Raw genomic sequence first — 14,346 nt, forward strand, 5'->3', positions numbered from 1 at the left:
TCCTTTGGCACAGCCCGCGGGGTGAAGTTGCTCCCTTGGGCATGGCCATAGCCATAAATTGTGTGTAAATGATATGGTTTAGTCGTTTCATTTTTCGGTCCAGATATTGGCAAGATTTATAGACGATGCCTGCGGATTTGTCAAGGGCAGTCGTGTTTAAGCCTTTTGTTGGTTGCACTATTGGTCAAGTTTTCTTTCCGGCGTGATGTTTCGGAGATAGTCAGCGCTTATAATAAGAACTGATCTTATTTATAAAAGGTAGTTTTTATGCAAATTATCCGTTATACCCAAAAAGGACAACCGGCCCAATATGGTTGGATCAACGAAGGCTTGGTTGGCCCGCTCAGCGGCCCGCCTTTCGGCGCTTACCGGCGGCTGGACGCCGATATCCCGTTGGAACGGGTAACCTTGCTGGCCCCGGTGGTGCCCAGTAAAGTATTGGCCGTCGGGCGCAATTACCCCGAACACGCGCGCGAACACGACGCTGAAATCCCGGAAATTCCGCTGATTTTCAGCAAGCCGCCAACGGCTGTGATTGGCCCCAACCAGACCATCGTACTGCCGCCGCAGTCGCAGCGCGTGGAACACGAAGCCGAACTGGCGGTAGTGATCGCGCGGCGCGGGCGCTGGATCAAAATGGACGAGGTACGCGATTATATTTTGGGATTTACCGTTGCCAATGATGTAACCGCGCGCGATTTGCAGACCCGCGACGGCCAATGGACTCGCGCCAAAGGGTTTGATACGTTTTGCCCTTTGGGGCCGTGGATCGAAACCGATCTGGATCCGGCCGATGTGTTGGTTACCTGCCGCGTGAACGATGAATTGCGCCAAATGGCATCGACGCGCGAAATGGTCTTTAACATTCCCCAATTGATTGTGTACATTTCGTCTTTTATGACCTTGGAAGCGGGGGACGTGATCCTGAGCGGGACGCCCGCGGGCGTAGGCCCGCTGCTGCCCGGCGATCAGGTGGAAGTGGAAATTGAAGGGGTTGGCAAACTTTCCAATCCGGTTGTTGCCGATGATCATATTTAACAGATAAAATTGCTAAAATCTCGAATGGTATAATTTAGAATATCCCTATGTAATTGATATTAAGAAGGAGCTCTGGTATGTCCGGTCATAATAAGTGGTCAACAATTAAACGAAAGAAAGGCGCTGCAGATGCCAAACGTGGTCAGTTATTTACGCGTTTAGCAAGAGAAATAGCTATAGCTGCGAGCGAAGGCGGCAGCGATCCTGAAGCCAATTTTAAATTACGCTTAGCTGTTGACCGAGCCAGACGTGAGAGCATGCCGAAGGATAATATCGACCGTGCCATAAAACGCGGCACGGGTGAGGGCAAGGACAATACAGAAATTGAGCGCATCACTTACGAAGGCTACGCGGCCAACGGTATCGCGGTCATGATTGATTGCCTGACAGAAAATCGCAACCGCACTGTGGCGGAAATTCGCCATGTCCTTTCGCACAGCGGCGGCAGTATGGCCGAGTTGGGTGCTGTTTCCTGGCAATTCGATCACATTTGCTATTTCTCCATCCCTGCCAAAGGCGTTGATTTCGACAAGGTTTTCGAATTGGCAGTGGAAGGCGGCGCAGACGATGTCACCAGCGATGATGAATACATCGAAATCTTCGCCCCCTTGGAAGCGTTCAAAGGCATCAGCGATAAGCTGAAAGAAGCCGGCGTTGAACCCGAAGAAGCCGAACTGCGCTTCCAGCCTAAACAGGAATTGGAACTGGATACCGAGAAAACCCTGAAGGTTATGCATGTGATTGAATTGTTGGAGGATCTGGACGACGTTCAGAACGTGTTCTCCAACCTCAGCATGAGCGACGAAGCGCTCAGCGAACTCGAAGCTGAATAATGCATGACCGTAATTGGGCTTGATCCCGGCAGTGCCATTACCGGATTTGGTATTCTTGAAGAGCATGCGGATCATTCACTGGAAGTAATTGATTATGGGGTGCTGCGCACCGGACCGGAATTATCCACCGCCGAGCGCTTGCAGTCCATTTATGAGCAATTGAATAACTTACTGGTTCTCCATCACCCCGACAGCGGGGCAGTGGAGAACCTGTTTTTCCAGCGCAATGTGAGCACGGCTATCACCGTTGGACAGGCGCGCGGCGTGCTGCTGCTGGCCTTATCGCAGGCCGGCATTCCCGTTGCGGAATATAATCCGATGGAAATCAAACAAGCGGTGGCCGGTTATGGCAAAGCCGATAAGAAACAGGTTCAGCAGATGGTCAAGATGCTGCTGGGATTGAAAGAGATTCCGCGTCCGGATGACGCGGCCGATGCGCTGGCGGTGGCGATTTGCCATATTCACAGCCGGAAATTCAACCAAATAGATTGAGTGATGAACGAACAGATTACCAGCAGTGCCAACGCACAGATAAAAGCCATCCGTAAATTACAGGACCGCAAAGGCCGTAAGGACAGCGGCAGTTTTTACGTGGAAGGGCTTAAATTAGTAGGAGATGCGTTGGACAACCACGCTGATGTTGAACAGATCATTTACAGCCCGGAATTACTGATTTCCGATTTCGGAGAGCAGATCCTATCGCAAGCGGCCGAGCGGAATATCCGCACGCTGAACGTTTCGGCGGGGGTATTTAATTCATTCGCGCTCAAATCCGGGCCGCAGGGTGTTGCCGCAGTGGTGCGGCAGAATTGGCAGGACCTGGAAACCTGCGGGGCTGAATATGGTTTGTGGTTGGTGCTGGAGGACGTACAGGATCCGGGTAACCTGGGCTCCGCGCTGCGTTCGCTGGACGGGGCGGGCGGGAAGGGCCTGATTTTGCTGGACGATTCTACGGATGCATATCATCCTACGGCGGTGCGGGCCAGCATGGGCTCAATCTTTACGCAAAAATTGGTGAAGACTAACACAAAGGCGCTGGCGGAATGGAAAGCCCGCCATGCGGCGTTTATCGTAGGTACCTGGTGCGGTGACGCGCAGGCTTACCGCAGTTATAATTATCCTGACGCGGTAATCCTGATGATGGGCAGCGAGCAAAAAGGGCTGCAAGCGGAACATCTGGAGCTGTGCGACGCTTTAGTCCATATTCCTATGAATGGCTACGTAGATTCGCTCAATCTGGCATGTGCCACCTCAATCGTGCTGTTTGAAATCTACGATCAGCGCTGTAAAAGAGAGCAGAAATGATAGCTTCGGTAAAAGGCGAGATCATCGATAAAGGCGACAGCTTCCTGGTCGTGCAGGTGGGGGGCGTAGGGCTGCGGGTGTTTGTTCCCGCTTCCTTGACTGCCAGTTATGAAATCGGCGAACATGCCCAACTCTTTACACACCTGGTCGTGCGCGAGGATAACCTGAGCCTTTACGGTTTTGATGGGCAGGAGTCACGCAGCCTATTCCAAAACTTGATCACAGTCAACGGAGTAGGCCCGCGCCTGGCGCTGGCAGTTCTCTCCAGTTTGTCTGTGGATATGATTTACCAGGCGGTGTTGGGTGAACAGGCGCAGGTGTTCGCGCAGGTACCCGGTATCGGATCGAAGACTGCGCAAAAGATTGTGCTATATTTGCATGATAAACTTAAACCATTGGAAGCCGCCGGTATAATCAGCGGGGTAAGGGATGTTAACCGGGAATTAATGGACGCATTGGTCGGATTAGGCTATAGTGTGGTGGAAGCTCAAACAGCCATTCAGGCGCTGCCTAAGGATGCTCCTGAAGAGCTGGAAGAACGTTTGCGCTTGGCGCTGCAATTCTTCACGCACTGACAAACACAAGCAAACAGGCTTTATGCTAAAATTTAGCAGTTTGCTATACTAAATATTTATGGGATTTTTGAAATTTGGCTAGTTTAACTCGCGAATTGGGAATTGATTTGGGGTCATCGTTTACCGTGATTGTAGAAAACGGCGAAATCTTGCTGCACGAACCAACCACAGTAGCGATTCTTTTGGATGAATGGAAGATGATTGAATGGGGGCAGGCCGCCAAAGATATGTACGGGCGCGTTCCTGATGATATCGAAGTGGTCAATCCGGTACAGCATGGCGTGATCGCCGAATACGAGATTACGGAGAATATGCTGCGCTATCTGGTACAGAAAATCTGCGGCCCGATGGTGCTTTTCCGGCCGCGTTTGATGCTGACTGTGCCCTGCAACATCACCAGCGTGGAAAGCCGTGCGGTGCACGAAGCCGGTATCGGCGCTGGCAGCCGTGAGGTTTACCTGCTGCAGCAGCCTTTAGCCGCTGCCCTGGGCATCGATTTGCCCATTGCGCCGCCAACCGGAAACATGGTCATCAGCCTGGGCGGGGGCACCAACCAGTCGGCGGTATTGGCCATGAACAGCGTGATTTCCTCCGAAATGGAACGGACCGGCGGGCAGAAGATGGATGAAGATATCATCGCTTATGTTCGCAAGAATTATGGTGTAATCCTCAGCCGCGCCAGCGCGGAATTCGTCAAAATGCGCATAGGCGCAGCAGTCAAAGAAGAAGATCCGCTCACGCTGGAAATCCAGGGGCAGGATCAGGTCAGCGGTTTACCGCGCTCGGTCACCATTAAGACCGAAGATATTGTCGAAGCGCTGCAGGACAGCTTGCAGGACGTTGTGGACATGGTCAAGCGTGTGCTGGAAAAGACGCCCCCGGAACTGGTATCTGACATTATGGACCGCGGGGTGGCGCTGTGCGGCGGCGGTTCGCTGCTGCGCGGCATCGACCGCTATTTGACCCGTAAATTGGGCATTCCGGCTTACCTAGTGGATAATCCAACCACCTGCACGGCGGAAGGCGCGGCCAGGGCATTAACCATGCTGGACGAGCTGAAGCGGGCCATCAACCGCTAGTCAGTCTGATTATGGAGAAGTTTAGCGTCCGGACATTCCGGGCGCTTTTTTTTGTCCTCTGTCGGGTATGTACTCATTCCGTGTGCGGCTTGAAGCCGCACCGAAATGAGTATCTCCGCCAACTGCTCCTGCAGTTGCCTACGAGAAACCCGACCTACGATAAGGAAAAATTTGTGTGTTGGTTTCGACACCCTACGCTTCGCTCTGGGCAAGCGCTCAGCCACCGAGAGTAGACTCAGCCTCGGAAGGATGCTTATTGAAAGAACCCCACGCAAGAATGCGTGGGCTACAAAGCAAAAGGATAAAAAAACAGGTTGAGTGTTGCACTCAACCTGTTTGGCATTTCTTTGAACAATCCGATTATTTCTTGGTCTTGATGGCTTCCCAGCCGGCATAATGGGCAACGTCGCCCAATTCGGCTTCGATGCGCAGCAGCTGGTTGTACTTGGCAACGCGGTCGGAGCGGGCGGGAGCGCCGGTCTTGATTTGGCCGGTGTTGAGCGCCACAGCCAGGTCGGCGATGGTGGAATCTTCGGTCTCGCCGGAGCGGTGGGAGGTGACAGCGGTCCAGCCATTGCGCTGAGCCATGTCAACAGCTTCCAGGGTTTCGGTCAGGGAACCAATTTGGTTGAGCTTGATCAGAACAGAGTTGCAGGCCTTCTCTTCGATGGCTTTCGCGATGCGTTCCGGGTTGGTGACCAGCAGGTCGTCGCCAACGATTTGCAGGCGGTCGCCTAATTCTTTGGTCATCATCTTCCAACCTTCCCAGTCATCCTGCGCCAGGCCGTCTTCAATGGAGACGATCGGGAACTGGTCCACCCAGGATTTCCAGAAAGCAACCATCTGTGCGCTGTCGAGCTGTTTGCCTTCTTTGCGCATGTTGTAGATCTTCTTCTCTTCGTCGTAGAACTCGGAAGCAGCGGGATCCAACGCGATAGCGACGTCTTTACCGGCTTTGAATCCGGCTTTGTCGATGGCTTCCAGAATGACTTCCACGGCTTCGACATTGGCTTTCAAACCGGGAGCGTAACCGCCCTCGTCGCCAACCAGGGTAACGTAACCGTGAGCTTTCAGGACGGATTTGAGCGCATGGTAAATCTCAGCGCCCCAGCGCAGACCTTCGGCGAAGGTGGGCGCGCCCAGGGGCATGACCATGAATTCCTGTGCGTCGGTGGACTGCCAGGCTGTATGCGCGCCGCCGTTGAGGATGTTCATCATCGGAGTGGGCAGGACATGCGCGAAAACGCCGCCTACGTACTTGTAGAGGGGCATATCCAGGGAATTGGCAGCTGCTTTGGCAACGGCCAGGCTGGTGCCGAGGATGGCATTAGCGCCTAAGTTGGATTTGTTTTTGGTACCGTCTAATTCCAGCATCATGCGGTCAATGGCGATTTGCTCGGTGGCATCCCAACCGACCAATTCATCAGCGATCTTGGTGTTGACATTTTCTACGGCTTTGGTAACGCCTTTTCCTAAAAAGCGGCTTTTATCGCCATCACGGAGTTCCAGGGCTTCATGAACACCGGTGGAAGCGCCGGAGGGTACAGCGGCGCGGCCCCAGCTGCCGTCGTCGAGTCGAACTTCAACTTCAACGGTCGGGTTACCACGGGAGTCCAGAATTTCCTGGGCTTGGATTGATTCAATGAATGTGTACATTTATCTACCTCATTTTTTCTTTTTTTACTGCAACTTGATAAGTATAATACTTTTTGCTTCCATAGGTGTTATCGTGTACATGAAAAACAATAAAAATACATTCCAGTTCCATAATTCATTATTCAGGCGCTTTGTCGTCGGTTTTTTACGCGTTTTCATGCGTTTATTTGTCAAAATTGAGGTCATTCATCCGGAAAGAATTCCGGCAGAGGGCGCGATTATGTTCGCGGCAAACCATGTCTCCGGAATCGACGCGATCCTGATGCAGATAGCCATTCCGCGCCCACTTTGTTTCATGAGCAAGGCAGAACTCTTCCGCAATCCCGTGGTGGCCTGGTTCTTCAACCAGATCGGTTCGTTCCCAGTTAAACGAGGGGAATTCGACCGGCAGTCTATCCTGAACGCGAAAGGCGTGTTGGACGAAGGCTTGGCGCTGATGATGTTCCCGGAAGGGACGCGCACCTTCGGCAAGGGTATGGTGGAAGCACGCAGCGGTACGGCCCACATGGCCATGCGCAATCATTGCGCGGTGATTCCGGCCGGTTTGAGCGGTGCGGAAGACATGTTTAAGCATGGGTTTAAGCGGGCGCATATCCAAATAAGATTCGGGGAAAAAATAGAGCCCGGCGATCAGGAACCTGCCGGGCAATTAACCATACGCATTATGAAAGGGATTGCGGCGCTGCTGCCGCCGGAATTATGCGGTTTTTACGGTTGAACCGGCTTTCTCCTGTTCAGCGATAACAACTTTCACGAATTCGTTGAATAAGGGGTGCGGGCGGTTCGGCCGAGATAGAAATTCGGGATGGAATTGCGAACCCAGCATGAAAGGATGATCCTTCATCTCGGCAATTTCCACCAGCATTCCATCGGGCGATTGGCCGGAGAAAAGCATGCCGTTTTGCTCCAGGATGTCGCGGTAATCATTGTTCAACTCATAGCGGTGGCGATGGCGTTCCTCGACCAAATCGGCCTGGTAGGCGCGCTGAGCAATTGAGCCGGGCGTCAGTTTGCAGGGATACAGCCCCAGGCGCATGGTACCGCCCATATCGGTGATATGGCGCTGTTCCAGCATCAGGTCGATCACTGGGGCAGTGGTTTGCGGGTCAAATTCGGTTGAGTTGGCTTTGGGATCGTTCAGGATGGTGCGGGCTAACTCAATTACCATCATCTGCATGCCCAGGCATAACCCCAGATAGGGGATTTTATGCTCACGGGCATAGCGAGCGGCGATGATCTTGCCTTCCACACCGCGGTAGCCAAATCCACCGGGCACCAGAATACCGTCACAATTTGCCAGATTCTCCAATCCATCGCCTTTTTCCAGGTCTCCGGAATGGATCCAGCAGATTTCCAATTGGGCGTCGTTGTTCAGGCTGGCATGTTTGAGGGCTTCGCGCACGCTGATATACGCGTCATGCAGCTCGATATATTTACCCACCAGGGCGATGCGAATATTATGCTTGGGTTTTTCCTCGGCTTTAATGATGCGTTTCCATTCGCTTAAATCCACCTGCTTGCGTGCTTTTAAACCAAAATATTTCACGATGTAATCGGCTACATGGAAATCTTCCAGGATCAGGGGAACGGAATATAAAACAGGTGCGGTTACCAACGGAATGACGGCCTCGCTATCTACATCGCAGAATTGGGAGATCTTATCCACAATAGACTGGTGGACAGGATAGTCCGAGCGGGCAATGATCATATTGGGCGAAATACCGATGGATCGCAATTCACGCACCGAGTGCTGCGTGGGTTTGGATTTCAGCTCGTCGGTGGCGCCGATATGCGGCAGCCAGGTAGCATGCACGAAGAATGTATTTTCGCGGCCTAATTCCTGGCGCAGCTGGCGCAAGGACTCCAGGAAGGGTTGGCTCTCAATGTCACCTACAGTTCCGCCGACTTCCACCAACACGAATTCAGCTTGTGACTTTTCGGCTACCAATAAAATGCGTTTTTTAATTTCATCGGTGATATGCGGAATAACTTGAATGGTGCCGCCTAAATAATCTCCACGGCGTTCTTTGGCGATCACTTCTGCATAAATCTGACCGGATGTCAGGTTGGATTCCTTATGCAGGCGGATATCGATAAAGCGCTCATAATGGCCCAGATCCAGGTCGGTTTCAGCGCCATCGTCCAGCACAAATACTTCACCGTGCTGGTAAGGACTCATGGTGCCGGGATCCACGTTTAAATACGGGTCCAGTTTTTGAACCGAAACGGAAAAGCCGCGTTCCTTAAGCAGCCGGCCGATGGAAGCAGCAGTCAGCCCTTTCCCAACAGAGCTGATGACACCACCGGTAAAAAATATGAATTTTGATTGCGAGGATAATTTTTGTTTGTTCATAGATTTTTGCTACCACCTTATAAATTTAAGTGAAGCGGGGAGGGTTGTTGGATTAACCCTCCCCGAATTGGTGAGTTTTGTTCGTGTTTTTTTTCTGTGGATGCTGGTTTTTATTCACTAGTCTCCATGAAAAATTGTTACCTGTAGTTTACCACAAGAAAAACCCCCGCACAGTGACGGGGGTTGCTCGATAGTCGAAAATTAAGCGCGCTGGTTAAGCGTGCGGGAGAGAATATCTTCCTGCTCGGAAGTTTTCTTCTTGTTTCGTTTGCCGGACTGTTTGCCTTTGACGGCAGGCGCTTCCATACCGGCTTTTTCCATGGCTTCACGCATGGCAATTTCCATGAAAGTGGGTTCGTTCTCTGCGGGGGTTGCGGCAACCTCGGCTTCATTTTCTTTCTTGGAAACTTTCTTCTTCCGGCGGTTCGTATGGGCTGGGGTAATTTTGACGCCTTCGATTTCATCCAAACCAGGCTGCAGCGCTTTCATGCTGAGCTTGATCTGCTTGCGGCGCCGGTTGAAATCCAGCACTTTTACTTCCACTTCGTCGCCAATGTTGACGACTTCGGAGGCATTCTTGACATAACCCTGGGTCAGTTCGCTGATGTGAACCAAACCGGGGCGTTCGGCACCGATGTCTACAAAGGCGCCAAATTTCTCGAGTTCGACAACTTTTCCCTTGAGAACCATATCTTTATCGATTTCGCGCCATTCCAATTGGAGCGGTTTGAACATGGATACTTCAATACGGTCCTCGCGAATGTTGCGGATGTAAACATCCACTTCCTGACCCTCTTTCAGGGAGTCTTCAACACGCAGGATCGGTTGTTCGCCTTCCATTGTAATTTGTGAAACATGGAGTAAAGCTGGTTTCTCAACACCAATGTCAACAATTGCACCGGCTTTGGTCGTCTTCATGACCTTACCCTTAAGGTGCATTTTCCTTTCAAGTTGATCTATTGATGTGATACCAGTAATAGCATCAGAAGTCATTAATAATTTCTCCTATCGATTGGACTTGAGCAGTCGTTGATTATACCTGCGTGAATAGTTGCTGTCAATTAATATTTTCATTTTCCTCTATAGCAATATTTTGCAGGTATTCCAGAGCGGCATTTAATTGTACATCATTCCTGGCCTGAATGTCGTCTTCTGTGAAATCTATTATGATATCGGGTGTAAGGCCGTTGCCCTGAATTTGCTGTTCTTTCGGGGTTAACCAGCGCGCAATAGTCACACGGACTGCGCCGCTGTCGTCCACCAGAGGAATCCAATTTTGGATGAGCCCTTTCCCATAGGTAGTGGTACCAATTAATTCGGCGCGGCCGTAATCCTGCAGTGCGCCAGCCATAATTTCAGAAGCGGAAGCGGAACCGCCGTCAACTAAAAGGACCATGGGAATATCCGGCGCGATAGGATTACCGCGGGCGGTATATTCGTTGCGGCTGCCGTCGCCCCATTCCTCAATCAGAATCGTATCCCCATTGTCGATAAAATTGGAGATGATGTCCACGGCTGTGTCCACGTACCCGCCGCTGTTGCTACGCAGGTCCACGATAAGACGCTGCGCGCCATCGTCCAATAAACTGTTCAATGCGGTACTGAACTCGTCAGCGGAATTGGCGCTGAAAGAATATAAACGGATATACCCGACCTGATTTTCAAGCATGGTCTGGTCAACAGTGGGAATGTTGATGACAGCGCGCTCGATGGTGAATTCAAGCGGTTCGGTCTCCCCTTCGCGCTCCACGGTGATGACCACGGTAGTCCCTTCCGGCCCCAGTATCTTTTTCAATACCAGATCCGGTTCAACTCCACGCATGTCCTCGCCATCAATCATGATAACCGTGTCGCCCGATTTAATTCCGGCCGTTTCAGCGGGAGAATCCGGCATGGGGCCGATGAAGACTAATGCGTCGCCGGAAGTATCCACATAAGCGCCAATACCCGTGTATTCGCCTTCCAGGGGTGTGTTCTGCAGACGATATTCCTCAGGATCCATGTAGCCGGTAAATGGATCGCCCAGGCTGTCCATCATACCCTTAATGGCACCCTGCATCAGTAAGGTGTCATCCACCGGTTGTTCCAGGTATTGGTCGTGAACGATATCCCAGGCCTGGTAAAAAGGTTTGAATAATTTATTGAACCCGGACTTGCCGGTCGGGTTTAATTGAAAATAATACCCGGTAAAAGCACCGGCCATAAAGATTAAACAAACCACCAGGATAATACTGATTGTCTGTCCGGTTTTATTGTTGAAAGAAAATTTCATAGTGTATCCTGTTGAACAATTTACTTGAGAATTTCAGGCAGCCGAAAGATATCGGCAATCTGATAGGGATAATCACTTTCCGCATCCTCCCCAATCAAAACACCCAGGAACCCCATATCCGCGGCGTTCTGCACACTGGGCAGGTGATCATCCAAAAATACGCAGCCATCAGCCGATTTCAGACCGGCCAGTTCCAGCGCTTTACTGAACGATTCTTTTTGCGGTTTAACATAGGGAGCCTGTTGGTTGACATCGATGATAAATTCAAAATAGCGCTCGACATCCAGAAAACCGAGTACATTGCGGGCGTGGTTAATATCCGAGTTGGTAAATACAATCTTACGTTGGGGCAGGGAATCTAATAACGCCGACAATCGGCCATCTTTACGCAGATAATCGGACAGATTCACATCGTGTACGTATTTCAGGTAATAGGCGTCGTCAACCTGATATAAGTGCTTTAGCCCCTGCAGGGCAGTGCCATATTTTTTACGGCAGTCCAGACGAAATGTGGTAATTTCTTCTTCCTGCATTTTTATTTCATTCTTCAGGAAAGATTCAATACGCAAACCGATGGCTTCCCATAACCCACTGTCTGCCGGATATAATGTGTTATCCAAATCAAAGAATAGCGTGTTGTACATATCCCAGCAAGTATATCTTTAAAACCATTCTTATATATAATTTCAACATATTATGAAAATCAAAATACTATCGCAAAATGTAGCCGCCAAAATCGCGGCTGGTGAAGTGGTTGAACGGCCATTATCGGCAGTGAAAGAGTTGATGGAAAATGCCATCGATGCCGGCGCGACAGAAATTAAGATTCATGTTGAGAGCGGCGGGCAGCGTTTGATTCAGGTGGAAGACAATGGCATGGGTATTGCCAGCGATGAAGCGGCTGTTGCGCTGCAGCGTTATGCCACCAGCAAAATCACTCAGGTGGAGGATTTAGAGCATATCCAGACACTGGGATTCCGCGGAGAAGCGTTGGCCTCCATCGCGGCAGTGTCGCGTTTCACACTGGATTCCCAAACCAATCAGGAAAATATGGGAGTTCATCTGAGCGTGGAGGGCGGTGACATCCTGGCGCAGGAACCGGCCGGATTAAAAACAGGCACGCGCATCAAGGTCGAGGACTTATTTTTCAACGTTCCCGCGCGCCGGAAATTCCTGAAATCGGAAAATACCGAACGGAAAGCCATTTCGGATTTGGTTTCCCGTTACGCGTTATATTATGCGCATATCCGCTTCCAATTCAATATGGAAAGCCGGCAAATCTTGAACACCAACGGCAGCGGAGACCGGCGCGAAGTCCTTTCACAGCTTTATGATGTAACCACTGCGCGTGATTTATTGGACTTAAGAGTGGTGGATGAATATCTGGGCGTGGAGGGTTTTCTCAGCCCGGTGGGTATTTCCCGCTCCAACCGTAAAGAGATATTTTTCTTCATCAATGGGCGTCTGGTGAGCGATAGTTCCCTGACCGCGGCGGTCACACAGGCGTATCAAAACATGTTGATGGTCGGCCGCTATCCGATTGCGGCTTTATTCCTGAAAATTGATCCGCAGGAGGTGGACGTTAACGTTCATCCCACCAAAGCGGAAATCCGTTTTCGCGAGCCCGGCCGCATTTTCGGCCTGTTGAACAGCGCTGTCCGCAAAAATATCTCCGCTTTCTCCAATGTTCCGCAGATTTCCCCGACTTTTTGGTCATCCGGCGTCAGCCGCCCGCGTGAAGTGGATCCAGCCTGGCAATTCGCAGGGGAAGCCAACCGGGATTACGTCCCGCAGGCCGGGGAACCGCAGGCGATGGAATCACAAACACAGGCGGGATCCGGCGGGGAGCCGGAATTATTGCATGTACCGCTGCTGCGCCTGGTGGGGCAAATTGGGCGCACTTATCTGGTGGCGGAAGGGCCGGATGGATTGTACTTAATTGACCAGCATGCGGCGCATGAGCGCATCCTGTTCGAACGCTTGTTGAAAAAACATACCAGCAGTGATTCCCAATACCTGTTGGAACCGGTGGTGGTACAAGTGCCCGGCCAGATGGAATCCGACCTGGAACGGCAGATTGAAGTGCTCAACCATCTTGGTTTTAAAATTGAGAATTTCGGCCCATCGACTTACAAGATCCACGCGCTGCCGGTTGTAATCAGCCGTTCTGATCCGCGGGAGGCATTCCTGAGCGCCTTGGAAGAAGACGAGGAAGATAGTTCCTGGATGGAAGGGGAACAGGAGAATCGGCTGATTTCGCGTATCTGCAAGCGCATTGCCGTCAAAGGCGGGCAGGTGCTTTCGCAGGAAGAACAGGAGCAGTTGATCCGCGATTTGGAGCAATGCGAATCGCCGCGTACCTGTCCGCATGGCCGCCCGACCATGATTCATTTATCCGTGGATATGCTGGAACGCCAGTTCGGCAGACGCGGCGCCCGCTAAGGGGTACCCAGCGCGTTCCAGCAGATAGCCGGGACAATCTCGTTCAAGTCTTCCCGGATGACCACGTCCGCATAACGGTCCAAATGCGTGTCTGATTGGGTGTTGATGATCAAACCGGCGCCGCGGCGCAGCCCGCTCTCCGGCAGGTAATTGGCCGGCGCAACGCCCAGCGAAGAACCAATCACAAAGATCACATCCGCTTTTTCGCACAGTTCCTGGGCCTCGTTCCAGGCCTGGGCCGGCAGCATCTCCTCGAACAGCACCACATCCGGTTTAAGCACGCCGCCGCAGACCGTACAGCGCGGGTAATTGTCCTGAACCAGGGTTTCATCCGTGAGCCAATCCTCCCCATAAAGCTTGCCGCACTGCATACAGTGGGCGCTCTGGGCGCTGCCGTGCAGCTCGATCACCTTTTGCGAACCGGCCTTTTGGTGCAGTCCGTCAATGTTTTGGGTAATGACTGCCTGAATCAGGCCGGCTTTTTCCAATGCAGCTAAGCCCTTATGCGCTAAATTGGGTTGGGCGGCACGCGCCGTGTGGGCCAGGGGCCGGATCCAATCGTAGAATTTCTCCGGGTGGTGTTTAAAAGCGCTCAAAGAGGCCACCTCAAAAGGATCGTAATGTTCCCATAATCCGGAACCCGGGGAACGAAAATCAGGGATGCCGGAAGGTGTGGAGATGCCTGCGCCGGTAAAAGCCACTGCGTTGCCGGCATTTTTGAGTAGTTGCGCGGCTTGTTCAATTTGTTGATCGATTTGTGGGGAGTGCTCCATCATGATTCCTGTTGTACCAG

At 51.7% G+C, this 14,346-nt stretch carries 14 protein-coding genes; 8 read left to right on the forward strand and 6 right to left on the reverse strand.

The features are described 5' to 3' along the window. Positions 1 to 267 precede the first annotated feature (267 nt). The 6 genes from Pelsub_RS07930 to mreB all read left to right on the forward strand — a co-directional run bounded on the left by Pelsub_RS07930 (position 268) and on the right by mreB (position 4,830). Positions 268 to 1,038 carry a fumarylacetoacetate hydrolase family protein gene (locus Pelsub_RS07930; RefSeq protein ID WP_116224262.1) on the forward strand — a complete coding sequence of 257 codons (771 nt, stop codon included), beginning with the start codon at positions 268 to 270 and terminating at the stop codon, positions 1,036 to 1,038. 77 nt (positions 1,039 to 1,115) lie between these two features. Further along, on the forward strand, positions 1,116 to 1,871 hold the full coding sequence (locus tag Pelsub_RS07935) for a YebC/PmpR family DNA-binding transcriptional regulator (RefSeq protein WP_116224261.1): 756 nt from the start codon (positions 1,116 to 1,118) through the stop codon (positions 1,869 to 1,871). Between the two features lie 3 nt (positions 1,872 to 1,874). Next, complete coding sequence (ruvC, locus tag Pelsub_RS07940) at positions 1,875 to 2,363, forward strand: crossover junction endodeoxyribonuclease RuvC (protein ID WP_116224260.1); 489 nt, start codon at positions 1,875 to 1,877, stop codon at positions 2,361 to 2,363. 3 nt (positions 2,364 to 2,366) lie between these two features. Next, positions 2,367 to 3,176 carry a TrmH family RNA methyltransferase gene (locus tag Pelsub_RS07945; RefSeq protein ID WP_116224259.1) on the forward strand — a complete coding sequence of 270 codons (810 nt, stop codon included), beginning with the start codon at positions 2,367 to 2,369 and terminating at the stop codon, positions 3,174 to 3,176. Then, positions 3,173 to 3,751 (forward strand): Holliday junction branch migration protein RuvA, encoded by a 579-nt coding sequence (gene ruvA, locus Pelsub_RS07950; RefSeq protein WP_116224258.1) that lies wholly within the window; start codon positions 3,173 to 3,175, stop codon positions 3,749 to 3,751. Before Pelsub_RS07945 ends, ruvA begins: the two co-directional genes overlap by 4 nt. 74 nt (positions 3,752 to 3,825) lie before the next feature. Beyond that, positions 3,826 to 4,830 (forward strand): rod shape-determining protein, encoded by a 1,005-nt coding sequence (gene mreB, locus Pelsub_RS07955; protein ID WP_116224257.1) that lies wholly within the window; start codon positions 3,826 to 3,828, stop codon positions 4,828 to 4,830. 360 nt (positions 4,831 to 5,190) lie between these two features. Here the strand turns inward: mreB and eno are convergent, their stop codons facing one another. Beyond that, positions 5,191 to 6,486 (reverse strand): phosphopyruvate hydratase, encoded by a 1,296-nt coding sequence (gene eno / locus Pelsub_RS07960; RefSeq protein WP_116224256.1) that lies wholly within the window; start codon positions 6,484 to 6,486, stop codon positions 5,191 to 5,193. A gap of 79 nt (positions 6,487 to 6,565) precedes the next feature. Here eno and Pelsub_RS07965 point away from each other — a divergent pair, with 79 nt between their 5' ends. Beyond that, positions 6,566 to 7,204, forward strand: coding sequence for a lysophospholipid acyltransferase family protein (locus tag Pelsub_RS07965; protein ID WP_158675038.1), 639 nt, complete (start codon positions 6,566 to 6,568; stop codon positions 7,202 to 7,204). On the opposite strand, the gene Pelsub_RS07970 is transcribed toward Pelsub_RS07965, so the two are convergent. From Pelsub_RS07970 to Pelsub_RS07985, 4 genes are all read right to left on the reverse strand, one after another. Next, positions 7,184 to 8,839 (reverse strand): CTP synthase, encoded by a 1,656-nt coding sequence (locus tag Pelsub_RS07970; protein WP_116224254.1) that lies wholly within the window; start codon positions 8,837 to 8,839, stop codon positions 7,184 to 7,186. The two genes, Pelsub_RS07965 and Pelsub_RS07970, sit on opposite strands and share 21 nt — an antisense overlap. 201 nt (positions 8,840 to 9,040) lie before the next feature. After that, positions 9,041 to 9,832 carry a S1 RNA-binding domain-containing protein gene (locus Pelsub_RS07975; RefSeq protein WP_116224253.1) on the reverse strand — a complete coding sequence of 264 codons (792 nt, stop codon included), beginning with the start codon at positions 9,830 to 9,832 and terminating at the stop codon, positions 9,041 to 9,043. Positions 9,833 to 9,896: 64 nt separating this feature from the next. After that, complete coding sequence (locus Pelsub_RS07980; RefSeq protein WP_116224252.1) at positions 9,897 to 11,111, reverse strand: S41 family peptidase; 1,215 nt, start codon at positions 11,109 to 11,111, stop codon at positions 9,897 to 9,899. A gap of 20 nt (positions 11,112 to 11,131) precedes the next feature. Then, positions 11,132 to 11,755: a pyrimidine 5'-nucleotidase gene (locus Pelsub_RS07985; RefSeq protein ID WP_116224251.1), complete on the reverse strand. Its 624-nt coding sequence runs from the start codon at positions 11,753 to 11,755 to the stop codon at positions 11,132 to 11,134. Positions 11,756 to 11,807: 52 nt separating this feature from the next. On the opposite strand from Pelsub_RS07985, the gene mutL reads away from it, so the two are divergent. Continuing rightward, entirely contained in the window at positions 11,808 to 13,553 is a 1,746-nt protein-coding gene (mutL, locus tag Pelsub_RS07990) for a DNA mismatch repair endonuclease MutL (RefSeq protein WP_116224250.1), read from the forward strand. Here the strand turns inward: mutL and Pelsub_RS07995 are convergent. After that, positions 13,550 to 14,329, reverse strand: a complete 780-nt coding sequence (locus Pelsub_RS07995; protein ID WP_198418324.1) for an SIR2 family NAD-dependent protein deacylase — start codon at positions 14,327 to 14,329, stop codon at positions 13,550 to 13,552. The two genes, mutL and Pelsub_RS07995, sit on opposite strands and share 4 nt — an antisense overlap. Positions 14,330 to 14,346 lie beyond the last annotated feature (17 nt).

It is taken from the genome of Pelolinea submarina (assembly GCF_003966975.1).
In the GTDB taxonomy this organism is placed as follows: domain Bacteria; phylum Chloroflexota; class Anaerolineae; order Anaerolineales; family Anaerolineaceae; genus Pelolinea; species Pelolinea submarina.